Below are 22,094 nucleotides of genomic sequence, written 5' to 3' on the forward strand. Positions count from 1 at the left end.
GGGGAGGTGTCTCAGGGTATGAGACCAGCGCGCAACCGCCCAGCCTGCCTCACTGAGCGGATTCAGCAACGGGTGCCGTGAGTGCCAGTGCGCTGTCGCTCTAAGCCCGCAACAAGTTCACATAGGCTTGGTAGCTGAAGCTCTGCCCGCGCGCGCGACCGGTCGTTTCCACCAGCACACCGATGTCCTGCAAGGTCGTGACGGCTGCGCGCGCGGTGGGATAGGAAACCTCCAGCGCTTGCTGGGCGCGGTCGACGGTGAGCTTGGGCATGGTGGGCAGCAACTCGTAGAGGCGTAGCGCTTGCAAGGTACTGCTGCCGGTACTCAGCACGCGCTTGCGATCGGCGGCGATCAAGGCGGCGATCGCCACAATGTTGCGCTGGGCCTGTTCGGCCGAGGCCTCCACAGCCTCCAGAAAGAACGCGACCCATGCTTCCCAATCGCCATGCGTGCGGATGGCTGACAGGTGCCGGTAGTAGTCGTTTTGCTTTGCTTTGAGGTAGCCGGACACATACAGCAACGGCTCTGGCAGCAACTGCCAGTCTTCCAATAGGGCCGCGATCAACAACCGCCCGATCCGGCCGTTGCCGTCCAGAAAAGGATGGATGGTTTCGAACTGCGCGTGCACCAACGCAATCCGTACCAGCGGTGGCAGCGTGGGCTGTGTGTCATGGATGAAACACTCCAAATCACCGAACACCTCGGCCAGACGATCGGCCGGCGGTGGCACGAATGCGGCATTCCCAGGCCGGGTGCCGCCGATCCAATTCTGACTGGTGCGCATGCTGCCCGGCAGTTTGTGGGCGCCACGCACGCCGGCCAATAGAATCCTGTGGGCCTCGGTCAGCAAGCGCAGCGAGATTGGCAGTCCTGTTGGCGCATGCAACTGCTCGCGGACGAACTTGAACGCCTGCAGGTAGTTGGTGACCTCTTCCACATCGTCTGGATTGGTCACCGCCAGCCCCGCCTCATCGTCGAAGACATCGGTCAGGGTGGCCTGCGTGCCTTCAAGTTGCGAAGTCAACAGCGCTTCTTGCCGAACAGCGCTGTAGATCAGCCACTCGCTCGACGCCACCAGGCCCGCCATCCCCGTCAGCCGTGCCAGTGCGACCTCTGCAAGGCGATTACGCTCCAGATACGCAGCCGAATCCAGCACAGGGGCAGCTGGTGGGAGCGGAGCCGGAACGAATGCCCGTACGGTCTCGTCATGCGTCTTGATGACGGCGTATGTGCCGGTGACACGTGTCATGCAAGGATCCTTTACTACCAATGCGGGCTATTAAAGGATGCCTTAATAAGCGGGCGCGTTGTGAAAAGGTTCTTTAGATAGCCCAGCAGTCAACGCGACAGGGCTACGGGGAGATTCCACGTCCTGATCAAGTCCATCGTCGTGGTCGTCCGGGCAGAGAGAGTGTGTCGGTCAGACCAGCGCGCAACCGCCCAGCCTGCCTCACTGAGCGGATTCAGCAAGCGGGTATCCTGTTGCCCCCACCGCGTCACGCCGACGCTGCACGCTGCTGGGCGCCCTCCCCCTCGAAGACCCGCCGTGCCCGTGCCCCCCCGCGCCATTGCCCCGCACTACAAAACCCCTGCTGCCCGCCGTGCCGATGTGATCGTGCATGCCGCCGGCCTGTTCCTGTCCATCGTCGGCGGCATCTGGATGGTGTGGCGCGCCCACGCCAACCAGACCATGTTGCTGGCCACCTGCGTGTATGCGCTGGGCCTGCTGACCATGTTCGCCTGCTCGGCGGCGTACAACTTCGCCCCGCCGCTGCGCCAACCGATGCTGCGCAAGTTCGACCATGCCGGCATCTTCGTGATGATTGCCGGCTCGTACACGCCGTTCTTTCTGGTCGCGCTCGATGGCAGCTGGCGCTGGGCCATGATCCTGACGGTCTGGAGCGTGGCCTTGTTCGGCGTGTTCGCCAAGCTCTGCCTGCCCGGCATCGCCAAGGGCTTCTGGGTGGCGATCTACCTGCTGCTGGGCTGGGCCGGGATCGTGGTGGTCGACCAGATGATCGCCGGCCTGGACAGCGCCGTGCTCTGGCTCATCGTTGCCGGCGGCGCGTTCTACACCGTGGGTGTGACGTTCTACGTGCGCAAATCCTTGGTCTACAACCGCGCCATCTGGCACGCCCACGTGCTGGGCGGCGCGTTGTCGCACTGGTATGCGATCTGGCTGTGCCTGCGCCCGTTGGGTGGGGTGTAGCGTGCTGTCGATGTCGTCGACCAGTCGCGTCTGCCTGCCTGCTCGATAGCATCGACATGTCATGGATCTGTCGATCGCCTTACGACGTCGGCTTCCAATCAGAGCGCGCAGGGACCAGTGCAAGGGTTCGCTGCAGGAAGCCATCAGGCCAACCAGGGCCACGGGCCAGAGGATGCGCAACGAACCGATCAACAACAGCGACGTCCTTGTAAGCGTTGAGGAAACACACCAGGTCTGGATTGGCGCACTGGAGCGCACCCGGGCGCGATCCGACGTCAGGCCTGCATGGCCGAACGCCGGTCCGCGCAAGCGCCAGCTCACTGCAGCGCTACAGCAAGGATGCCGGCGTGGTGCGAGCACCACCACCACGCCGTCACCCCAACCAGCAACACAGCCGCGCGCGGTTGCATCTGCGCACTCAGCGCAACAGAGCATAGCCGGCAGGCGCTCCCAACCCCTGCCGCATCCCATCACCTCACTACGCGTGGTGCCAACAGATCGCTCAATCCCACACGGTGCAGCATCTCTGCACGCAGGCGATCGAGTACGCCAAAGCCCACATCGGCGCCATCACCGGCCGGGTCGATATGCACGCGGAAGGGGCGCTTGCCGAATGACGTATCTACCACCCGCACGATGGCCTGAGCCACCTCGGCCACGTCTGCATCCTCCGGCACGATCCGCGCAAACGCCTGCTGCACCTGTTCGCCAAACCCTGCATACGGGCCTGCCTCGTACGCAGCTGCGCGTGCGGCATCATCCGGGGCACCGGCACGGGCAAAGTGATTGGTGCCCTTGGTGAAGGCACCGGGCACGATGATCGAGGTCTCGATGCCCCAGCGCGCCAGCTCGCGCGCGTACTGCACCGCCAGCGCATCCATCGCCGCCTTCGCCGCGAAGTAGGGCGCCAGATACGGTGGCGTGCCGCCTGCCGAGCTGCTGCTGGACACCCACACCAGCAGGCCTTGCTGCTGTGCTCGCAACTGCGGCAACGCCGCGCGGTTCACCCGCTGCGTCCCCAGCACATTGATGTCGTAGACCTGCGCCAGCTGCTCGGCAGTGAACGCTTCGGCCGGGCCGAACACCATGTGCCCGGCATTGTGCACCACCACGTCCAACCCGCCTGCGTTGGCCACGATGGAAGCCACCGCCGCGTCGGCCGACGCCTGCGATTGCACGTCCAGCTCGACGGCATGCAAGGCCAGCTGCCGCGTACCTGCCAAGTCGGCGATCTCCTGCGCAACACCGGCATTGCGGCCGGCGGTATCGCGCATGGAGGCGTAGACGGTGTGGCCGGCGGCCGCCAGCGCTTCGGCAGTCAGTCGTCCGAATCCACTGGACGCGCCAGTGACCAGAATGCGTTTGCTCATGTCATTGCTCCTTGATGGGAAAGCCAGCAGCGTGCGCAATGCGGCGTGCCATAGCGGGTCAGACCATGCCGCCGTTGGCGCGCAGCACCTGCCCATTGATCCAGCCGCCATCGGGGCCAGCCAAAAACGCCACCGCCGCAGCGATATCTTCCGGACTGCCAAGGCGTTCCAACGGGTTGGCTTTGGACAAGCGTTCGATCAGCTCCGGCGGTTTGCCGTCCAGGAACAGCGCCGTGGCCGTGGGCCCCGGCGCCACCGCGTTGACGGTGATCGCGCGGCCGCGCAATTCCTTGGACAAGATCGCCGTCAGCGTTTCTACCGCCGCCTTGGTGGCTGCATACACACCGTAGGTTTCCAGCTTCAGCCCCACCACGCTGGTGGATAGATTGATGATGCGGCCGCCATCGCGCAGCCGCCGTGCGGCCTGGCGTAGCGTGTTGAAAGTGCCTTTCAAATTGATCGCGATGTGCTTGTCGAACAACGCGTCGTCGCTGTCTGACAGCGTGGCCAACTGCATGATGCCGGCGTTGTTGACCAGCACATCCACACCGCCAAAAGCGGACTCGGCCGAATCGAATAGGCCCGCCACCGCGGCCGCGTCGCTGACATCGGCCTGCGCGGTGATGGCATGGCCGCCGGCCGCCTCGATGCTGTGCGCCAGTTGTTCGGCATCGGCGGCGTGGCCGGCATAGTTGATTACCACGGTGAAACCATCGCCGGCCAGGCGCTGGGCAATGGCGGCGCCAATACCGCGTGAGGCACCGGTAACCAACGCGACCTTGTGTTGCTGCGTCATGGGAAGTTCTCCGTCAAAGCCGCGGGCTGCGGCGTTGCGAAACTATCCAACGCTATGACACGGCGATAATCACACTAGAATGCACAGCACTGTTTCCAGCGCCCGAACAGTGGGCAGAGGGTGCAATGGATCGGTTCGCTGCCATGCGCTTGTTTGTGCGCATCGTGGAGCGGCGCAGCTTCACCGCGGCCGCCAACGACATGGACATTCCGCGCTCCACCGCCACCAAGGTCATCGCCGAGATGGAAGCGCGTCTGGGCGTGCGCCTGTTACAACGCACCACGCGGGTGGTGCGGCCAACGCTCGATGGCGAGCTCTTCCATCAACGCTGCGTGCGCATCCTCGACGACGTCGACGATGCCGAAGGCGGCTTCCGTGGTGTGGCACCCAAAGGGCTGCTGCGGGTGGAGGTGCAGGGCACGCTGGCGCGTCACTTTTTGCTGCCCGGGATGCCGGCGTTCTTTGCGCAATACCCACAGATCCAGCTGGCGATGAGCGAGAGCGACCGCTGGGTGGATCGGGTGGAGGAAGGCATCGACTGCGTGCTGCGCTACGGCCCGCTGCGCGACAGCGAACTGGTCGCGCGTCGCGTTGCCATGCTCGAACGCCTGACCTGTGCCACGCCGGAGTACCTGCAGCGTTTCGGCACGCCCACGCAGCTCGATGCGCTGCACGCGCACCGCATGGTTGGCCTGCGCTCCATCACCACCGGCGTGATCACCCCGCTGGAGTTTCAGACCGCGCAAGGACTGCGCACGTTCGCGCCGCCCAGCCTGTTCACCGTCACCGGCACAGAGAGTTATCTGGCCGGCATCCGCCTGGGCCTGGGGATTGCACAGGTGCCGCGCTTCCATGTGGCCCACGACCTGCAACAGGGCACGCTGGTGGAAATCCTGCGCGATACACCGCCACCGTCCAACCCGGTGTCGCTGCTGTATTCCCGCGCCCGCCAACTGTCGCCACGGGTGCGTGTGTTTCTGGACTGGGCCGCTGGCGAGTTTGCCAAACATGCAGGCGTGGCCCAGCCGATCGGGTAGGCACGCCTGCGGTGCCCCGTATTGCGGATACAGCGCGGCGGCGATCGCATGATCGATCGAATCCTCGGTATCGCGTGCGTTCCGCGCGTGCTGCCGCAACGTGCACATCAGCACATCACTAATAGCCACCCGCAACGCTTGTGCATGGCGCACCGAAACGCTGCAGGCATCGCTGGTGCGCTGCATCGTCATCGCATCGGTGCTGCGCCTGCGGTCATGCCTCACCGCACCGGCACCCGCATACCCATGCCATATGCCGGCAATCGCGCTTCCACCGGTGCGCGCCGTTGCACCCACATATCGCCCATCATCCGGTCCAGCCCGCGGTCCAGGCCGGTGACCATGCCTGCGCCGGGAGTGAAGGTGAGTTCGCCGAAATACACCTGCCCCTGCTGGATGTACCAATCCACGCGCACGTAATCGAAGTCGCTCGCCAGCACCTTACTCAATTCCAGCGCCTGCTCCAGCAGCGCCGGTGCGCACGGCGGTGAGCGGCCGTCGTCGCGGATGCGGTGGAACGGCGTGTGCAGGTTGTCGACAAAGAACGTCATCGACAGCTTGGGCGTGTCGAAGCGGCCGTAGATCACCTGCAGCACGTACTGAAACCGGCCATCCGGCTGCCGGAACATATGGAACTTGTAATCCACCGGCACCTGCTGCGCGTCGCCGATGTACTGCTCCACCAGAATGCGCGGCGGGATGTTGTGGTAATGGATCTCGCGCTCCATGTCGGAGAAGTCGGTGCGCAGCCAGTCCTTGCAGCGCGCCACGATGCGCTGCCGCTGCGCCGCGTCCGGTTCATCGCGCACCACTTCCACCATGCTCGCGCCGTGATTGGCCTTGATCACCGTCTGCTCCCAGCGCGGCAGGCGCAGCAGATCGTCGGGGTTGGCGCTGTCCAGCAGCATCGGAATCAGATGCGCCTGGCCGATCCGCGCCGCCACATATGGCCGCACCGCCACCTTGTCTGCCAGGCGCTGATACAGCGGGTAATCGCCGTGCACGCATTTGCGGTACAGCACTTTTTCGTTGAAGCAGGTGGGGTGGTACAGATTGGGCAGCCGCCCGAACGTGTTCAAGAAATACAGCCGGTCCTGATGCCGCCAGGGCAGCGTCCGCACCAGGCGGCGCGCGCTTTTACGCAACAGGCGCTTGAGGGTGAGGCTGTCTGGCCGGGGCGCGGGTGGCAGGCGCGTCGGCGGGGCATTGCCAAATGGCGTTGCCACGCTGGGGAAAAACCCGGCCCACGCATGCCCTGCAGCACCTCGCGTCCCCATAGGCTGCGTCTGCAAACCCAGTCCCTGATCGATCATGACGACTCTCCTTTCCGGCTATAAATGTGCGTTCCGTCACACAAGTGTGTGATGTAGAGCACGGTATAACGGGAAAGTGAGACGAGGATGGCAAAACGTCTCAATCGGCCTGATTACGCAAAGGCGCAGGCGCTTTACGCCTAAAAACACCCCGCCAACCGGGCAACCGGGCGCGACCGTTGTGCAGTGCAAAAACGATTCGGGCGGGCCGTGCTGTGCCTGCGGTCGGCGCTGTGAGCGGGCGTTGGCTGGTTGGGCACTTGCCGCCCACGCCAGGCCGAGGGCATCTGCCACGGCCATACCAACGCGTAGGGATGCGGCGCTTGCCGCGACCTTTGCGGCGCCAGCGCAGGCGAGACAGACAACCGATCCACGCGTCATCGAGGCGAGTCACTGCCCGCAGCGGCCGCGCGTCTCTCCGGCGTACGCTAGGCCCTCAGCCGCCGGCCACCGGGAGTCTTTCGACCATGACGATCACCATCACCGCGTTCGAGCGCTCGCCCGACGGCGGCAAGGGGCTGGTGCGCGACACCCGTGTGCGTTGGGCGTTGGAAGAAGTGGGCCAACCCTACGCGGTGCGCCTGCTACCGTTCCGTGCGATCAAGGAACCGGCGCACCTGGCCATCCACCCGTTCGGCCAGATCCCCACCTTCGAGCAGGATGGCTTGGCCTTGTTCGAAACCGGCGCCATCGTGCTGCACATCGCCCAGCACCATGCTGGCTTGCTGTCGCACGACGACAACGCCCGTGCCCGTGCCATCGCCTGGATGTTTGCCGCCCTCAACACCGTCGAGCCGCCGATGCTGGAACTGGGCAACGCCCTGCTGCTGGAAGCTGACAAACCGTGGATGGCAGAACGCTTGCCGCTGCTGCAAAAACGCATCAACCGCCGCCTGCAGCATCTGAGCGCCCACCTTGGCGACCGCACCTGGCTGGAAGGCGACTTCAGCGCCGGCGACCTGCTGATGATCTCCGTGCTCATCCGCATCAAACTCACCGGCCTGCTGGACGCCTTCCCCAACCTGCAGGCCTACGTCGCGCGTGGCGAAAGCCGGCCGGCGTATCAACGCGCGTTTGCCGCGCAATGGGCCATCAATGGCGACGGTGGCGCACCGGCCTGATCGCAAGCAGCGTGGCTGCATCGGTCTTGACCACGCAATCGCTGCACCCCAAGGTGCGCATTCGTCAGTAACGCGCAATGGCGGCGATGACCGGCACTGCCGTCGTCACCGCATCCACAAGGAGAGTGAGATGAAACCGACCAGCCTGTTGTTCGCGGCAATCGTTGCAGTGGCCTTGGCCGGCTGCGCACGCGCACAGCAACATACGCAAGCCGATGCCGCATCAACCGCCAGTGCGCCCGGCCGCAACGCACCCGCGGCCAACCGCACTGCCGCATCAAACAACCCAACACCAGCAGCGGTAGCCCATCCAGCTGCAACCGGCGCCGACACAGCGCAGTACCTGTGCGAGCGCGGCGCACACGCCTGCCCAATCAGCAGCCCGTTGGTGGCCAACTCCCAGGCAGAAGCGCAGTGGCTGCTGACCCATGGCTACCCCTCGCACGCCGAACGCGCGCGACTGGACCGCCTGGACCTGGCCCAGCTAAAGGCCGAATCGCAAGCAGGCAACAAAGCCGCAACGGTGCTCTACGGCACTAGGACCGCAGTGAGCGGCCGCTTCTACCCAGGCCTGGCGATCTTGAGCAAGGCCGCAGCTACCGGAAACCTGTACGCCTACTACGGCCTGGCCGAGGTCTACGCCAGCGACACCGAGCACAAAAACCTGGTGGATAGCGCGGCATATCTGCGCCTGGCCTACCTGTTGGGCGATGGCAAGGCGTCGTCGGCCATCGCCGCGAAAGGGCTGAGCAGCATCGAAAACATCGCCGCAGACGAGCGCGCCGCAGGGCTGTACCAGACTTACGCCAAGAACCGGCAACCGTCTCCGCGGCCGCTGCAATAAGCCTCCCTCTCTGCGGTCAGTCTGAGGAGATGAGGAGTCATCAACCCGGCGACGGAGACGAGCGAAAGGTAATTAGGCATCGCCCGACATCTCATCCGTCACACAGTGGGTGATCAACCGTACCTATGCATGAGCAGACTCCACGCTCTCGCCGGGAGATGAGCCGAGTGAGGCACCAAATTCGAGCGGCGCGTCATGGCGTCATCGTAAACGCCACGCAAGACAGCAACCCAAGCGCCACCCACCAAGCACAAGGACCGTCGATGAAGCCCTGGGCCGCACTCTTGATTGCCACCGCTCTGCTTTGCAGCAGCCCCGTCATCGCAGCCGGCAGGTTGCACGTGCAGCTCAGGCAACCTGCACAGAGTGCGCAGTTGCCCGAACAAGCGATGCGTCTGCAAGTCATCGCCCAGAACGATGGCGACCAGGCGGTGGAGCTACTCGATCAAAGTTTCCCGCGCTTGAACAGGCAGGGGTTGATGATGAACAACGTGCTGAGCCTGCGCGATGCCAGCGGCAGCGAGGCGCCGTACTACGGCATCTACGTCAATCTGGAAAATGCACCGAAAGATGATTACGTCATCATCGCGCCAGGCCAGCGCCTGGTCATCACAGTGGACCTGCAACGCAACTACAGACTCACGCCTGGGCAAACCTACACCGTGAGCCTGCGTAGCCCGGTGCTGCATTTGAACAGGCCACGATCAGCCTTCGCGGATGCGTCTCGCGATTCGCTACGCGCAGCTTGGCAGCAAGCGACTGCCAACACAGTTCACATAGACGCTGCGTATCTAGCCCCCAGCAAGGCATCCGGCGTACCCGCACGGCCTTAGGTCGTATCAACGCGACCTATTCACGCCTTGGTAGCAAACACCCGCTCACCCACCGCCCGCGCGGTGGCAAAGTGCGATTGCGGGAATGCAGGGTCCGGCACTGTCAGTAACTCCGTGGTGCGCACTGGCGCGCCGCAAAAATCGAAGATGCCGTGATTGATCTGAGTCTTCATCGCGCCGAAGTAGCCGTGCCGCGCATAGGTGCGCTCGTCCGCACCGCCGATCGCCACCACATGCACGCCAAGACGCCCCAGCTTCTTGACGATCTTGCCGTTAGCGTCTTCATCAAACGCCCAGCCCAGCGTAAACACGCGGTCGATCCAGCCCTTGAGCAGCGCTGGAAACGACCACCAGTAAATCGGGAACACCAGCACTAATGCATCCGCGCGATCCAGCCGCGCCTGCTCGGCCGCCACATCGGGCGGCGCTCCGGCCTGCCCCGAAAACAGCGCTACATCGGCCGGCGTAAAGCGCGGGTCGAAGCCTTCCTGCGCCAGGTCCGCCACTTCAAATGTATGCGCCTCGCCTGAGGCCAGCAGCGCTTCGCCAATCTGCGCGGCCACCGCGTGTGTGTGCGAGCGCTGCTCGGGATGGGCAACAACGATAAGGGCATGCATCAGCTGGCTGGCTCCAAAAGAGAGAGAGGTTGTAGAAGGTGATCGCCGCTGCCGGTGAGTACGCACGCGACAGCGCATCCATCGCGTTGCGGTAGCGCTCGTCATGGCGAAACGTCGTACCGACTGCTGTGGCAGCAGGGCACACGGCACGTGCTAACGGCGCAACACGCCGGCATGCCTAGTCAATGAATCTGCAGCGCTGCAATCTTGCCGCCCACCAGCCGAAACACGTGCTCCAGCTGCAGCGGGCTCTGCGGGAAATCGCCGGACACCTGCGCGGTGATGCGCACATGCTCGCCCTGGGTGTGCACGCCAAGCGGCACCGCGCAATACGGCGTGATGGCCTGCGTCTGTGCCAGCCACGCCGAAATGGCGACAGCGCCACGATGCTCGCGTCGCTCATCGTGCACCACCGCATCAATGGCAAGGTGCGGCAACAGCACGGTGACATCGCCGGCGTTGCTGGCGGCAAAGAAGCAGGCAATGGCGTGGGGCAGGGCAGGCGACATGGTAGCGATGTCCGGTGTAAAGGGGGTATGCCATGATCGGCAGCGGCATCACCTGCCGCAAGAACGCACGCAAAGGTAAGTCACGCACCCATGGGAAAGCCGCACACCCCAGACACCGCCGCATGCGATGTCGAAGCCCTGCTCAAACTCATCGAAGGTCGCTGGAAACTGCTGCTGCTGTTCCACCTGTTCGACGGCAAAGTGCAGCGCTACTCGGATCTGGAACGACTGATTCCCGCCATCTCGCAAAAGATGCTGGCCCAACAACTACGCCAGCTAGAACGCGATGGCTTGGTGCTACGCACCGTCTACCCACAGGTACCGCCGCAGGTGGATTACCGCCTCACGCCATGGGGCCAGGCCCTGTGCCCCGCACTGGATGCAATGCTTACCTGGGGCGACGCGCGGCAGCTGTCGGCCGAATCGTTGTTGCTGTGATACGTTGGCACAATACTGTGGCACGCGAACCTTTAAAACATCGGGCACACAGTAGCGCGCATACAGATAGATAACTGGCCCAGACAACGGCGACAAGTGAGTATGCCTGGGGATAACTCGATTATGTTATTAGATTTTAAGCTAGATCTTCATTGATCTTCTACGTCTGCGGATGACGCCAACCATGATGCCATTATTAATGGCATCAGAAGCGGCGAGCTCTCCGCTGGATATTGATAGAAATAAAGACTCACAAAGTGAAAGTGAACACGAGAGAGCGAAAAAACAAAAGGCTACCTTGTATTCGTTAGAATTGGCGTGGAAAAAAGACGTAATTATCAATATAAAAATGCAGGAGGATAAGGTTGCTGCTGATCTATAAAGTGATTCAATTAGAACCTTATATCTGTGCGCGTCGCTTTGATTTTCCGCTGGAACTCCATTGCCAAGTGATGCGACAAATCTTGGGAATATAATTGCAACCCAAATACCAAAAACCGTTACCACAACACCGGCTGCACCTATTAGGGCGACAACTAAGTCCACATAGTTCGGTGGTGGACTTTCTCTGATTCCTGCGGCCAACGATATAGAGCATAGAAACGCGATTGCACTAGCTCTATACGCTAAAAATCCTATCCTTGCTCTCATTTTTGAGCTTCCCTAATTAATCGATCTATATCTAAGGAAAGTTGATTGGCCAAGTCCGCAGTGTCAATTATGCCGCCCACCGTCCGCCTGACCGTAATAGTGCTTTTTTCTCGCGCGTAGCTTCCGCTCAGCCAGTATATCTTGCCAGCGCTCTTAGCCATAATAAAACCAACGTCCTCCCAGCTATTTTCCTCGATCTTATCAAGACATCCATCGATAACCATATTTAGCTCTTCCTCACCAAGCCGTGTCTTGTAGCTATATTCGAACTTAATTCCGGCTTTTAAGCGATTGTTTTGAGATAGCCCTAAGAATTTCCTCGCACCGTCAAAAAATGGTTTGTGTTCCGCGACCTTTGGATAAACAATTGTCCTTCTTATAATCTTCCTTATGTTTGAGCATTGCTGCCTAAGCCAATCTATACTGCCTGGCCGTCTCATGAGCTGATACTTGAACACCGGTGTGTGATCGGTGCTCGGAGTATCTCCTTCCGGGGCATACCCAACGAGGCGGTCGCCATCGGTTGGGTCATAGTGGCAATATGAAGACTCGCGCTCTAAAAACCCAAGAACATATCTGGCGAAAGGTTTTGATCCATTGAGCCTGTTCTCAAAGCGCAAATTGATTAAGTGCTCGTCTTTTGGGCTGACAACAAAATATGCTGCATAGCCTGGAAGAGAGCCGGGCTGAATTCTTAGATTCGATACATCCGCCGTACCTATTGCTGCGGTCATCTCCAAAGTTTGAAGCTCGTCTTCCGAGTTGCTAGATTCATTCCATAGCGCTATTAGCTTCTTGTCTGTTCCGGGAATGGCTCTGATATCAAAACAGAAAGTCCTTAGAAAAGGTTCATCTTCGTTAGGTTCGAATGTTGTTGTCTCGCCTACGGATGCTAGCCCAGCAACCCAGTTAGAGACATCTTCAAATATTTCACTTGATTTTCCGAAGTTTTTTAGCTCAGGTTTTTCAGATATGTACGTGCAACTAGTAATTTGATAAAGGCTAATGGTAACGGTCTCTGCCATATTTTTTCCGGTATTTTAATGAAATTAATTTGACAGCTGATAATAATCTTTTGATAAAAAGGGAAGGCATATTTAATCGTCTGTCCTGACGCTGCTACTACGTATTCGCAGTAGTAAGCAGCCTTTCCTAGCTAGTATCTATTCGCTTTATTGCTCGCCAAGGCCCGTGCGCATGGTCCAGCTTTTTAACTTCTGCAGTGCCCCGGACTGGTAGCACGATGATGGAATCTGATAAAGGAAGGTGTCTTTGGTGTTTCGCTTCGATGTTCAGGGTCATCTAGTCGATGCCTTAGCAACAACGCACCACGGCAAGATACAAATGCGTGTGGCTTTGCTCATGGTCGAGTGCATGCCCTGGATGCACTCGACCATGCACAGAGCAGCCAGTGGCAGCGCGAAACTGAGCACAGTGGTGATCCTGTCCACGATGTTCCCCCTTACTTACCGATCGTAGCCCATGCGCTGTAGACACGGGTGGTTCAGTCCGCTTTCTACGGGGGTGCTTTTATCTGGATGCGTTTCGCAAGGCGCCTAAGAATGCTGCTATGGGGCGTTGCCCAAATCATTGAGCACATCATCCACCTGCTCAGCCAAGTGCTGCAGGCAATGAGCCCATTGCTGCAGTGGAATCGTCGGCGCCCCTAACGCGCTTTCGTCGCGCGAACGCGGTGTGGCCAAGGTAGCGAGCAGGCGCAGTTGATCGCGTATGCGCAGCAGGTGGTATTGCGTGCCTTCGGACATCCAGTAGCCGGGTTCGTCGTGCATGGCGCATCTCCTTGGCCTGGGACGACTCCCGCTGCACAACGCAGCGGGATGCCGGGAGGCTAGAAACCGCACACAGCCGGCGGGCTTATTCCCCTTGCGGGTGTTGTATTCGCCGCCCTCCCGGCGCAGAAACGCCGAGCCATGCCAAATCTTTCGATCAGGCATAAAAAACCACCAGGGTGTCGGAGGTGGGTGCCGCTGTGTGTGGAGTTTCTAGGCTCCGTGTCGGAGTGTGCGGGTGACGGTTGGCAGGGTCAAGCGTGCTGTCTGGCGAGGTCTCCTCACCCGCCATGGTCACTGCTTATCGGTGCTTACTCGCGCCTGCTCTAGGGTTGCCAGAGATGCTTATGAGCTCAAACATTCGATAGGCCGTGGTGACCTGAAGCGCTACCGTGTGTGCACGCCTTGGCTCGGCTCACTTATCTCCCGCGCCAGCTCCTGCTGTTGGGCGAGTGCTCGTTCCTGGGCGATGGTCTGATTGGCGGCCAGCAGCTTCTGGTCAGACTGTTCGACCGGCGTACGGATCGCCTGATCGATGTCCACATGCACGCGCTTGTGCGCAGGGTCATCCAACCGCCCCTCCACTGCAAACACGTTGCCCGTCTTGCCCATCACCACATGGTCCACGCGGCTCAGCACGCTGTCTGCCAGCGACCGGTCGCCGGCACCCGGATAGGCGTCGCGGTTGTCCTTGCATACGGCCAACAGACTGCGGCTAACGCGCTCGCTCATCTCATCGTAGGGCTTGCCCACTCCTTCATCGATCTTGCGCACGCCATTGCGGATCTGCTCCAGCATGGTGTGGTCGGGGTGTGCGGGATCGTCTGGGCCACGCGGGCCGGCTGCCGCAGGTGTGCTGGGTACCACGGGCACATAGGTGTGGTCCTGCGCCGGACGCACGCTGCCATCTTGGGTGTGATCGAAATGGTGCAAGGTGGGCGGCGCGGTGCTGCTGTCGTGATACGGAAACGGCGTCTTGTTTGCGCCTCGGTCCAGGCCTTCGTTCTCGATAAGGTGTTCCTTCAAGCCCAACGCCGCCATATCGATAGTCACCTTCGGGCGAGCACCTTGATACAGCACGTTCGCCTTGTCTTCGGCCTGCAGGATTTGCTCCACGGCCCAAGTGCCGTAGTAGTTGGGGTAGTCCGCAGTGGGCTGCAGTTGCCCAGCTTGATTGCGGTGCTCGCCAATACCCACCGGGCGTTGACCTGGCTGTGCGTAAAGCTGCGAGGGCCGGTCGAAGTAGTGCTGCCCCATCGCTGCAATATTGCCTGGCGATTGGGAGAGAGTTCCGTCTTGATTGAACGCGAGCCCAGGTTTTGGTAACGCTTTAGTCGAAATTGACGTCTTATCCTGCTCAATGAAATCAAGATTCCTGTCGAGTTTCGTCGCCAGCATGGCATCCAAACTATTTGCAGCTGGGTTGACCTGCTTCTCGCGACTCAACAACGCATTCCAACCAGAAATCTCTGCCTTTGCCTCATCCTCCCTCCCCGCCTGGATATACGCCCTGAGTTCATCGGTGTAATCGTGAACAGGTCCTCTTATCTTCGATTGCTTCTCAACTTGTGCTAGAAAAAGTGCGGTCGCCTGCTGCTTGGAAGAATGATTGAAACTATGTTGTATCTCATGGCCCAATACGAAAGTCATATCCTGCGGATTGAATCTTCCGGATGGACTTGCAGCTGAAAAGGACTGCAATCCAACGGGTGGCAAATTCATCAGTTTTCGGTTGCCATCGTATGTTCCACCAGCAGCCACACCTGGGCCGACAAAACCGAAGCCCTCAAGATTTGCTCTTTGCGGCTTTTGCGTGTCCGTTAAATCAATAGTGGTGGCAGCCCTCTTCACCTCATCCGCAAGAGCAGGAGAGCCATTGATAGTCGCTTGCAGATTGTTGACCATGTCTTGAGTGACTGGCTGCCTGTTCCCCGCTGCATCTGGATAGGTACTGTGTGCAAACGCAACGGACATCTGCTGCACCTGCAACGTAGCTTTCAGGTCTTGGCTTGCCACCATGCCAGTTGGTTGAAGGCTTGATGCCGGAAGAGTGATGACGCCACTTTGGATATCGTAAGTTCCAGCTAAATTGGGCGGACTACTGCTTGAAGCCTGTACAGCAAAGCCACGCAGCGCCCCGGCTTGGGCCTGCTTATCCAGCTGACTCAACAAGTCGGCATCTGCCTTGAGCACGTCACGTAGTTGCGCAGCCTGATCAGGACTTATACCCGGCTGAGCGGAGAACTGGGAGAGCGCGGCTTCGAGCTGAGGGCTGTGACGTGCCATGAGAGGTTTCTCCTTAGCGTCTTACCGGCCATTCAAGGTGCTGATGGATTTAACGCATAACTGATTTGGAGAACTCTCAGCAGCACTCAGTGGAACGATAGAAACAATGATATCTCCGCCCTTACCGTCCTTCGCGAACTTTGCATAGCGCCAGTTCTCAAGTTGACCGATCGGCCCGTATGTGGGTGATGCAATAAATCCGGAGCTTTTTAGCACACTGTCGTAATGCTCAAAATCCAAGTTGCAAATGACTTCAATGTCAGACCTGCGATTTACGTCGTTCTCGAATGAAAGGCCGACGCCCGGTAACAGTGATTTAGATTCAGGAACGTAGTCAAACGCGTACTTCCACCCAGCACCCAGATCTTTACTCCATACAACGGCACCGAGCGCACCAGGTGCGACAGTGACTGGGAAGCCCATGACATCTTGAATGCGCTGTGGTGTTATGTCAGCACGTGAATCCAAGCTAGTAATCAGCTTTAAGAACCGCTTGCCGATCTCTTCAGCGCTTAGGTTAATTTTGTCGGCCGTGACGGTCTCCGGCGAGGTCATATCAGCGTGCTCCTTCGCAAGCGGCTTGAGGGGTTGGGATGCTGTATGAGCGCAAGCGCCCAAGGCAGGCACAAAGAGTGCGGTCAGCAAGAGCAGGGCGACTCGGGAGAAGCGCATCAGCGGATCCTAAGAGATGAATTGTTGAGCATAGAAGGCTGGATAAGGATTGGCTACCAAGCCGGCATGAAGTCCTCGCAGTGGCAAGCTCATGATCCTGTTGCTGCCGCCGCAGGTACCTTCAGCCGCTACACCAAGCCTTAGGAAGCCAAAGTCCTCAAACTGTGCTCTCCCCTGGCTATACGTGTGTGATTGATCGATCTGAGCCGCAGACTTTTTGAGCTCGTTGGCTAAAAACGGTGAGGCATTGATGGTTGACCGCCGATTGCCTGTCATATCTTTTGCAAGCGCACCACGCAACTGGGCAACTTGATACCGGCTTACACCAGAACCAGCAAACTGGGCTAACGGCGCTTCAAGTTGTGGATTCGGAGTCGCCATCAGCATCCATCCTTGATTAATTCAATGTACCAACTGATTTGACGCAGAGCCTACCAGGCGAACCAGGTATCTCATTCTGTGGAACCATCGAGATAATAATATCGTTCCCACTCCCGCCCTTCGCAAATTTGGAAAGCCGCCAACTTTGCAATTGGCCTACTTTACCGTATACGGGAGAATCGATGAACCCGGCGGTTATCAGCGAATTCTTGTAATTCTAAAAATCAACGCAATTGCTTTCTAGGCTGGAATAGATCACCTTCGTTGATGAAGGATAGGCTTATTCCCTGCTTCAGAGAGGGAGACTCGGGGATGAGCTCTAATGAGTAGCTCCAGCCACTGCCAAGCGCCTGGCCATATATATATGACTCAAAATTTTCGGAAGGGAAGGAAACTTTTCTTAGAGACACCCCGGTGACTTCGCGTATCTGCTCAACGGTCAGATCTTTTCTGGATTGCAAACCTTCCAGCAACTTCAAAAACTTTTCAGCGATCTCAACAGCGCTAAGCGTGGGATTGACCATTGAGGTCTCAGCCGTCGTCATTGCGCGTGGCTCTTCTGGAAGTCGCGAGGTTGGATTGGTAGTCGTATGCGCGCATGCACATAGCGAGCATATGCAGAGGACGAAGAATGAGACTAGCGCAACTTTGGTAGGCCTCATCAGCAATTCGTCCATACGGGCTAGTGATCATAATTTAGCAACTTGGCAGTGCCATCAGCTATCTCGCGTATCTAGTTCCTACTCATGAAATAGCTGCCTTTGGACGACATGATTTATCGAGTTATCGACGTGGAGTATGGAACTTGGAAAATGCCGACAAGGTGTGATCAGCATGAAGTTGATCTCGCGATGCGCTTGAGTTGCCAAACAGAGACGCTGTCGCCCAGGCAACCGCTTCACAACGTCCCGCAGAATGTTTGTGCGCCGCACACATCTGCTCCTATTTATGACCAAGCATCTTCGTCACAAAAAAGGTGGGGGATTGGCTCTCTTGGCTGACTCGCTCCGGGGCAGGTACAGCAACGTTAGTGATGCTAACTCTCGCTGTCAACACATACTTTCTCCGAAATCGCATCGCTCACTCCAACGTCTATGCGCGCCACAGTGAAAGAAATGGGCAATTCACTGCGTGGCTGTCTTCGCCCACACTTCGCGCTCGCGCCGCTGCGCTGACTCTAGCGCTTTAACTACAAACAACGCGGCGAGGTTCACTTATCCACCCTGCTTACCTTGAGGTAGGATCACAGTCAGTTTCTTTCCGCCTGCCACGTCCTGACGAGCTGTTCGATGTGACATAAGGGGGGCATTGGTACCGAGAGTAGTCGTGAAAATTCTTAACTCGCTGTTGGATAGGCTGGACCGCATCAGTTCCTTTGCGATGCTCTGCGTAAACTCCGCACTGTGCGCCCTTGTACTGCTCGCACATGGGGGCGCCCTGCTGTTGGTGAGTACCGGCAAGGTGCCGGAGATGGCGCAGGAGATTGCGTTTGCCTATGTGTCTGTGCCTGCCGTGATCGTTGCGTTGGCATTCTCGGTGCTGGCCTTCATTCGCCGGGAAAAGCTTGGAACCGTGCTCAAAGTCCATGCTGTGATACTCATGGGCTTTGCTGCTTACATGCTTTATTTTGGTCTTGACGTAGTCGTCAATGGGGTGCCACGTGGCGACAGATTCAGCTGGGATCCCACTTTCTTCGCGGTTTTGCTGGGATATCCGTTCTTGCTGATCAAGCGGGCATTCCCGTGGTCAGGGTTTAACCGTACGCCACTGCGCTTAGCGCCGGTGCTAGCGGTGGGGATTTCATTTCTGATCAGCGCCGCTGTTTCCTGGCGGATGTTTGCCTTGTTCAAAGCTGGCGGAGAATAGGTTCACTTATCCACCCTGACACCGCTGCCACCCACCCGCAGCAGCCGACACCTGCTCCCAACCATTGCGCAGCCGCTTCATCGCTTGCCCGCCCACGCAGGCGTAACCCAGCTGTTTGGCCTCTGCCGTGCCAAGGCCCGGTAGCGCAATGATGGAATCCGACGGAGCGGGGCGCCCTTGGTTGCGCGCCTCGTTACGCAGCATCATGTTCTCGATGCTCTGGCAGTAACGCACCACGCCCGGATGCGGGTGCGCGCGGTGCTGCTCGCAATTGAACGGCGTGGTGTCGCGCGCCATGGAGTTGTACGGTTGCCGCTTTGGCGGGATGTATTTGCTCGTCGCCTTGCCCGTGGCCGAGCGCATGCTCTGCGCCGGCGCGCTTTGTGCACACGCGAGCATGCACAGCGCTGTCAGCGTCAGCGCGACACGGCCCGCGATGGTGATCCTGTCCATGGTGTTCCCCCCGGTCCGCAGCGATCCTAGCTCACGCGTTGCATGCGCGGGTGGTTCAGTCCGCTTGGTACTCAGGGCCTGTCTCTGGCGCCGGTCGCCACGACGAGACAAAGATGCCGCTACGAAAGATCGGCCACCTCAACCGTGGGCGCGGCATCTAGCGCCATTTCTGCCGACTGCGATGCCCTTGCCATGTAGGGCACTGCACCACACCGCGCGGCGCTCGCGTTTAGCATCACATCACGCTGAAGCTGCTGGCCGCCTGCGCCACAACGGCATCAGCGCCAGCAACCCAAGCAGCGGGCCAGGTAGCAATACCCACGCGATGTGCAGCCCCAGCGCGTCCACATACCGCGTGGTCACGCCGATCGCCACCACCGTGATCGCAAAGCCAATCGCGTTCTGCATCGACAACGCGCTGCCCACGATGGCAGGCGGGCACGCACGTGCAGCCAATGCTGAAAACTGCGGTGAGTCCGCCACCACGCTGGCGCCCCACACCAGCATCAACGCCAGTGCCGCATAGCTCGACTGCGCACCCACCCACGGAAACGCCAGGCAACACAGTGCCGACATCAGCAACGCCACGGCTGCCACGCGCGCGCTGCCGATGCGCGCACTCAACTGCCCGCCCAGCACGCAGCCCACCGCCCCTGCGGCAATCACCGCAAACGCCAACGTGGCCGTGCTCAGCCCAAGCGCCTGTGCCAACCCGGCGCGGGTGATCAGCAGCGGCGTCAGCGTCCACATCGCATACAACTCCCACATGTGGCCGAAGTAGCCAAATGTGGCCGCACGAAAGTCCTTCAGCGAAAACGCCTGCAACACCGCACCGAATGCCAGCTTGCCGCCCGCCCGCCGCGGGGCAGACGCAGCTTGCCCCAGGCGCAGGATCATCACTGCCGCAATCACCGCCAGTACCGACGCCACCAGGATCGGTGTCTGCCACGGCAACGCGCCGCCTATCGCCTTGATGCCCTGCGGCAACGCGGTGCCCAGCGTCAGCATGCCGACCAGCCATGCCAGTGCCTTGCCCGCATGCTGCGGTGCCCACTGCACCACCAGCTTCATCCCGATCGGGTAGATGCCAGAGAGGCACAGCCCCACCGCAAAGCGCCACACCATTCCCGTGGCGACATCGCTGGCAAACACCGCAAAACCCAGATTGCACGCCGCCCCGCCTACCGCGCAGCTGGCAAAGATGCGGCTGGCCGCAAACCGGTCGGCCAACCCGCTTAGCGCAAAGCTCAACGTACCCAGGATAAAACCGGCCTGCGTGGCCATGGTCAGCAACCCGATGGCCGCTGCACCCACGCCCCACTGCCGCATCACGTCGTCGGCTGCGCTATTGGCCGAAAACCACAACGAGGTGCCCAGCAACTGCGCCACGATGATCACCACCAGCGCAGTGCTGGGTCGCATGGGTGCTGGTACGGCGTGTGTCATCGGATGCGCCTTATGGGTGCGCACCGCAATGTTGGTTGCGGACGCCGAGCTGAAGGTGAGTAATGCCTGGTGTTTACGGCTGCTGGCATGGCACGGGACCCAATCAGACGCGGTCGTGTAGTGGCGATGAGCTTACTGCAGGTGCCTGCCCGCTGCTCTCGCTCGCGAGTCGATTAGATATGCCTGGACAGATGACGCGGCAGCACCCCAAAAAATGCCAGCGAAGCTCCTTTGATCGTCAGAAGCGGGAACCAAGACTGTCCCAGCCTTGCCGCAAGGCTGCTCTCGCTGCCGGACGGTCTGTATGGCAGCAGGCAACGCGGTGCAGACGTATGTCGAATTTCGTACAGTTCCCTCGTCGTCGTTGCAAGGCTGGTATCCCGCCCACCACCATCTCGCTCCTGCCGGGGCGCACGAGGAAACTGCAATGCGTGAGCTGAAACTGATGATGTCGGTGTCGTTGGACAGTTTTGTCAGTGGGCCCGATGGCGAGGTGGACTGGATATTCAGCGGTGACCAGGAGGCGATCGCCTGGAAGGTCGCCACTGCGTGGGAGGCCAGCCTGCACATCATGGGCAGCCGCGTCTTTCAGGGCATGGCGACTTTCTGGCCAACGGCCACCTCCTCGTTTGCGCCGCCCATGAATCAGATCCCCAAGGCGGTGTTTTCTGCGCAGGGCGCAGCAGTATTGGACGCGGCTGTTACCGCGCTCCAGGCTGCGCAGGCACAGGCCGACGCGGCAGGCGCACCATTGCAGGATGGCGCGCAGAGTTGGGCGCAGGCCTATGTGGCCAGTGGCGATCTGGCTGAAGAAGTGGCCAAGCTCAAGGCGCATGGTGACAAGCCGATCATCGCGCATGGCGGTGCGGCGTTTGCGCGCAGTTTGATTGCGCATAACCTGGTCGATGAGTACGTGCTGGGCGTATACCCGATCGTGCTGGGCAAGGGCCTGCCGATCTTCGATGGCCTGCTGGCACCACGGCCGCTCACGCTGATTGGCACCAAGACCTTCCCAAGCGGGTTTATGGCACAGACGTATCGGCCGGTGTGAGTAAGGGCGTCGGCGTCATCTTCCAGTGCACAGTTGCTGGCATCGGGCGAACCATAACAACAGTGCCGCGCATCAATGGTTGCAGCGCTAGCAACCATTGATGCGCACCACATGACACAGGAAAAAGGCGCTGTGACAGCGCTTGCTGGACGTGCGCGGTGTTTTAGCCCCTCTCCCTGCGGGAGAGGGGTTGGGGTGAAGGTACGGCCACACTTGATGGCTCAGTTGCATCAGGCTTCGCCCGTACCCTCATCCGGCCCTTCGGGCCACCTTCTCCCGAAGGGAGAAGGGAATGGCTGTACGTACTTTGGTTGGTTTGCATACGAACGCTAGACCAGCGCGATCGCCGTGGCGCGATGCGAGCGTTGAACGGCGTGATTGCCTCAGGGCGCAGACGGATGCGTTAGATGT

At 59.9% G+C, this 22,094-nt stretch carries 23 protein-coding genes; 9 read left to right on the forward strand and 14 right to left on the reverse strand.

Going from position 1 to position 22,094, the window contains the following annotated elements:
* Positions 1-100 precede the first annotated feature (100 nt).
* A complete protein-coding gene (locus RQH86_RS21110; RefSeq protein ID WP_311238133.1) occupies positions 101-1,249 on the reverse strand; it encodes a Fic family protein in 1,149 nt (382 codons plus the stop codon).
* Positions 1,250-1,546: 297 nt separating this feature from the next.
* Here RQH86_RS21110 and RQH86_RS21115 point away from each other — a divergent pair, with 297 nt between their 5' ends.
* Positions 1,547-2,209, forward strand: coding sequence for a hemolysin III family protein (locus RQH86_RS21115; protein WP_055852741.1), 663 nt, complete (start codon positions 1,547-1,549; stop codon positions 2,207-2,209).
* 470 nt (positions 2,210-2,679) lie between these two features.
* On the opposite strand, the gene RQH86_RS21120 is transcribed toward RQH86_RS21115, so the two are convergent.
* The gene (locus RQH86_RS21120) at positions 2,680-3,579 is read right to left on the reverse strand and encodes an SDR family NAD(P)-dependent oxidoreductase (RefSeq protein WP_311238132.1); all 900 of its coding nucleotides are present in this window, start codon (positions 3,577-3,579) and stop codon (positions 2,680-2,682) included.
* 58 nt (positions 3,580-3,637) lie between these two features.
* Positions 3,638-4,375, reverse strand: coding sequence for an SDR family oxidoreductase (locus RQH86_RS21125; protein WP_311238131.1), 738 nt, complete (start codon positions 4,373-4,375; stop codon positions 3,638-3,640).
* A 125-nt stretch (positions 4,376-4,500) separates the two neighbouring features.
* Between RQH86_RS21125 and RQH86_RS21130 the strand changes: the two genes are divergently transcribed.
* On the forward strand, positions 4,501-5,412 hold the full coding sequence (locus tag RQH86_RS21130; RefSeq protein WP_311238130.1) for a LysR family transcriptional regulator: 912 nt from the start codon (positions 4,501-4,503) through the stop codon (positions 5,410-5,412).
* Between the two features lie 221 nt (positions 5,413-5,633).
* Here the strand turns inward: RQH86_RS21130 and RQH86_RS21135 are convergent, their stop codons facing one another.
* Positions 5,634-6,725, reverse strand: a complete 1,092-nt coding sequence (locus RQH86_RS21135; protein WP_311238129.1) for an ATP-grasp fold amidoligase family protein — start codon at positions 6,723-6,725, stop codon at positions 5,634-5,636.
* Between the two features lie 467 nt (positions 6,726-7,192).
* Here RQH86_RS21135 and RQH86_RS21140 point away from each other — a divergent pair, with 467 nt between their 5' ends.
* The 3 genes from RQH86_RS21140 to RQH86_RS21150 all read left to right on the forward strand — a co-directional run bounded on the left by RQH86_RS21140 (position 7,193) and on the right by RQH86_RS21150 (position 9,523).
* On the forward strand, positions 7,193-7,846 hold the full coding sequence (locus RQH86_RS21140) for a glutathione S-transferase family protein (RefSeq protein ID WP_311238128.1): 654 nt from the start codon (positions 7,193-7,195) through the stop codon (positions 7,844-7,846).
* 130 nt (positions 7,847-7,976) lie between these two features.
* Positions 7,977-8,690 (forward strand): hypothetical protein, encoded by a 714-nt coding sequence (locus tag RQH86_RS21145; protein WP_311238127.1) that lies wholly within the window; start codon positions 7,977-7,979, stop codon positions 8,688-8,690.
* Between the two features lie 158 nt (positions 8,691-8,848).
* A complete protein-coding gene (locus tag RQH86_RS21150) occupies positions 8,849-9,523 on the forward strand; it encodes a hypothetical protein (protein ID WP_311260737.1) in 675 nt (224 codons plus the stop codon).
* Between the two features lie 20 nt (positions 9,524-9,543).
* Here RQH86_RS21150 and RQH86_RS21155 read toward each other — a convergent pair whose 3' ends face one another.
* Positions 9,544-10,140, reverse strand: coding sequence for an NAD(P)H-dependent oxidoreductase (locus RQH86_RS21155; protein WP_311238125.1), 597 nt, complete (start codon positions 10,138-10,140; stop codon positions 9,544-9,546).
* 182 nt (positions 10,141-10,322) lie between these two features.
* Positions 10,323-10,649 (reverse strand): nuclear transport factor 2 family protein, encoded by a 327-nt coding sequence (locus tag RQH86_RS21160; protein ID WP_311238124.1) that lies wholly within the window; start codon positions 10,647-10,649, stop codon positions 10,323-10,325.
* Between the two features lie 90 nt (positions 10,650-10,739).
* Here RQH86_RS21160 and RQH86_RS21165 point away from each other — a divergent pair, with 90 nt between their 5' ends.
* The gene (locus RQH86_RS21165; protein WP_311238123.1) at positions 10,740-11,087 is read left to right on the forward strand and encodes a helix-turn-helix domain-containing protein; all 348 of its coding nucleotides are present in this window, start codon (positions 10,740-10,742) and stop codon (positions 11,085-11,087) included.
* 184 nt (positions 11,088-11,271) lie between these two features.
* Positions 11,272-11,469, forward strand: coding sequence for a hypothetical protein (locus tag RQH86_RS21170; RefSeq protein WP_311238122.1), 198 nt, complete (start codon positions 11,272-11,274; stop codon positions 11,467-11,469).
* Between the two features lie 265 nt (positions 11,470-11,734).
* Here RQH86_RS21170 and RQH86_RS21175 read toward each other — a convergent pair whose 3' ends face one another.
* The 6 genes from RQH86_RS21175 to RQH86_RS21200 all read right to left on the reverse strand — a co-directional run bounded on the left by RQH86_RS21175 (position 11,735) and on the right by RQH86_RS21200 (position 17,391).
* Positions 11,735-12,763: a hypothetical protein gene (locus RQH86_RS21175; protein ID WP_311238121.1), complete on the reverse strand. Its 1,029-nt coding sequence runs from the start codon at positions 12,761-12,763 to the stop codon at positions 11,735-11,737.
* A gap of 543 nt (positions 12,764-13,306) precedes the next feature.
* Positions 13,307-13,528, reverse strand: coding sequence for a hypothetical protein (locus RQH86_RS21180; RefSeq protein WP_311238120.1), 222 nt, complete (start codon positions 13,526-13,528; stop codon positions 13,307-13,309).
* A gap of 387 nt (positions 13,529-13,915) precedes the next feature.
* The gene (locus RQH86_RS21185; RefSeq protein ID WP_311238179.1) at positions 13,916-15,754 is read right to left on the reverse strand and encodes an XVIPCD domain-containing protein; all 1,839 of its coding nucleotides are present in this window, start codon (positions 15,752-15,754) and stop codon (positions 13,916-13,918) included.
* Positions 15,755-15,835: 81 nt separating this feature from the next.
* Entirely contained in the window at positions 15,836-16,486 is a 651-nt protein-coding gene (locus RQH86_RS21190; protein ID WP_311238119.1) for a hypothetical protein, read from the reverse strand.
* Between the two features lie 9 nt (positions 16,487-16,495).
* A complete protein-coding gene (locus RQH86_RS21195) occupies positions 16,496-16,867 on the reverse strand; it encodes a hypothetical protein (protein WP_311238118.1) in 372 nt (123 codons plus the stop codon).
* Positions 16,868-17,091: 224 nt separating this feature from the next.
* On the reverse strand, positions 17,092-17,391 hold the full coding sequence (locus RQH86_RS21200) for a hypothetical protein (RefSeq protein WP_311238117.1): 300 nt from the start codon (positions 17,389-17,391) through the stop codon (positions 17,092-17,094).
* A gap of 802 nt (positions 17,392-18,193) precedes the next feature.
* Here RQH86_RS21200 and RQH86_RS21205 point away from each other — a divergent pair.
* Positions 18,194-18,733: a hypothetical protein gene (locus RQH86_RS21205; protein ID WP_311238116.1), complete on the forward strand. Its 540-nt coding sequence runs from the start codon at positions 18,194-18,196 to the stop codon at positions 18,731-18,733.
* Between the two features lie 6 nt (positions 18,734-18,739).
* Here RQH86_RS21205 and RQH86_RS21210 read toward each other — a convergent pair whose 3' ends face one another.
* Positions 18,740-19,186: a hypothetical protein gene (locus tag RQH86_RS21210; RefSeq protein WP_311238115.1), complete on the reverse strand. Its 447-nt coding sequence runs from the start codon at positions 19,184-19,186 to the stop codon at positions 18,740-18,742.
* A 240-nt stretch (positions 19,187-19,426) separates the two neighbouring features.
* Positions 19,427-20,608, reverse strand: a complete 1,182-nt coding sequence (locus RQH86_RS21215) for an MFS transporter (RefSeq protein WP_311238114.1) — start codon at positions 20,606-20,608, stop codon at positions 19,427-19,429.
* A 451-nt stretch (positions 20,609-21,059) separates the two neighbouring features.
* Between RQH86_RS21215 and RQH86_RS21220 the strand changes: the two genes are divergently transcribed.
* The gene (locus RQH86_RS21220) at positions 21,060-21,683 is read left to right on the forward strand and encodes a dihydrofolate reductase family protein (protein ID WP_311238113.1); all 624 of its coding nucleotides are present in this window, start codon (positions 21,060-21,062) and stop codon (positions 21,681-21,683) included.
* Positions 21,684-22,094 lie beyond the last annotated feature (411 nt).

Source organism: Xanthomonas sp. WCS2018Noco2-27, assembly GCF_031843525.1.
Classification (GTDB): Bacteria; Pseudomonadota; Gammaproteobacteria; order Xanthomonadales; family Xanthomonadaceae; genus Xanthomonas.

Excerpts from the sequence above, each read along its gene's own strand:
- RQH86_RS21110 (WP_311238133.1), bottom strand. The coding sequence starts at position 1,249 with ATGACACGTGTCACCGGCACATACGCCGTCATCAAGACGCATGACGAG.
- RQH86_RS21120 (WP_311238132.1), bottom strand. The coding sequence starts at position 3,579 with ATGAGCAAACGCATTCTGGTCACTGGCGCGTCCAGTGGATTCGGACGA.
- RQH86_RS21125 (WP_311238131.1), bottom strand. The coding sequence starts at position 4,375 with ATGACGCAGCAACACAAGGTCGCGTTGGTTACCGGTGCCTCACGCGGT.
- RQH86_RS21130 (WP_311238130.1), top strand. The coding sequence starts at position 4,501 with ATGGATCGGTTCGCTGCCATGCGCTTGTTTGTGCGCATCGTGGAGCGG.
- RQH86_RS21135 (WP_311238129.1), bottom strand. The coding sequence starts at position 6,725 with ATGATCGATCAGGGACTGGGTTTGCAGACGCAGCCTATGGGGACGCGA.
- RQH86_RS21140 (WP_311238128.1), top strand. The coding sequence starts at position 7,193 with ATGACGATCACCATCACCGCGTTCGAGCGCTCGCCCGACGGCGGCAAG.
- RQH86_RS21145 (WP_311238127.1), top strand. The coding sequence starts at position 7,977 with ATGAAACCGACCAGCCTGTTGTTCGCGGCAATCGTTGCAGTGGCCTTG.
- RQH86_RS21150 (WP_311260737.1), top strand. The coding sequence starts at position 8,849 with ATGAGCCGAGTGAGGCACCAAATTCGAGCGGCGCGTCATGGCGTCATC.
- RQH86_RS21155 (WP_311238125.1), bottom strand. The coding sequence starts at position 10,140 with ATGCATGCCCTTATCGTTGTTGCCCATCCCGAGCAGCGCTCGCACACA.
- RQH86_RS21160 (WP_311238124.1), bottom strand. The coding sequence starts at position 10,649 with ATGTCGCCTGCCCTGCCCCACGCCATTGCCTGCTTCTTTGCCGCCAGC.
- RQH86_RS21165 (WP_311238123.1), top strand. The coding sequence starts at position 10,740 with ATGGGAAAGCCGCACACCCCAGACACCGCCGCATGCGATGTCGAAGCC.
- RQH86_RS21170 (WP_311238122.1), top strand. The coding sequence starts at position 11,272 with ATGATGCCATTATTAATGGCATCAGAAGCGGCGAGCTCTCCGCTGGAT.
- RQH86_RS21175 (WP_311238121.1), bottom strand. The coding sequence starts at position 12,763 with ATGGCAGAGACCGTTACCATTAGCCTTTATCAAATTACTAGTTGCACG.
- RQH86_RS21180 (WP_311238120.1), bottom strand. The coding sequence starts at position 13,528 with ATGCACGACGAACCCGGCTACTGGATGTCCGAAGGCACGCAATACCAC.
- RQH86_RS21190 (WP_311238119.1), bottom strand. The coding sequence starts at position 16,486 with ATGCGCTTCTCCCGAGTCGCCCTGCTCTTGCTGACCGCACTCTTTGTG.
- RQH86_RS21195 (WP_311238118.1), bottom strand. The coding sequence starts at position 16,867 with ATGGCGACTCCGAATCCACAACTTGAAGCGCCGTTAGCCCAGTTTGCT.
- RQH86_RS21200 (WP_311238117.1), bottom strand. The coding sequence starts at position 17,391 with ATGGTCAATCCCACGCTTAGCGCTGTTGAGATCGCTGAAAAGTTTTTG.
- RQH86_RS21210 (WP_311238115.1), bottom strand. The coding sequence starts at position 19,186 with ATGGACAGGATCACCATCGCGGGCCGTGTCGCGCTGACGCTGACAGCG.
- RQH86_RS21215 (WP_311238114.1), bottom strand. The coding sequence starts at position 20,608 with ATGCGACCCAGCACTGCGCTGGTGGTGATCATCGTGGCGCAGTTGCTG.
- RQH86_RS21220 (WP_311238113.1), top strand. The coding sequence starts at position 21,060 with ATGCGTGAGCTGAAACTGATGATGTCGGTGTCGTTGGACAGTTTTGTC.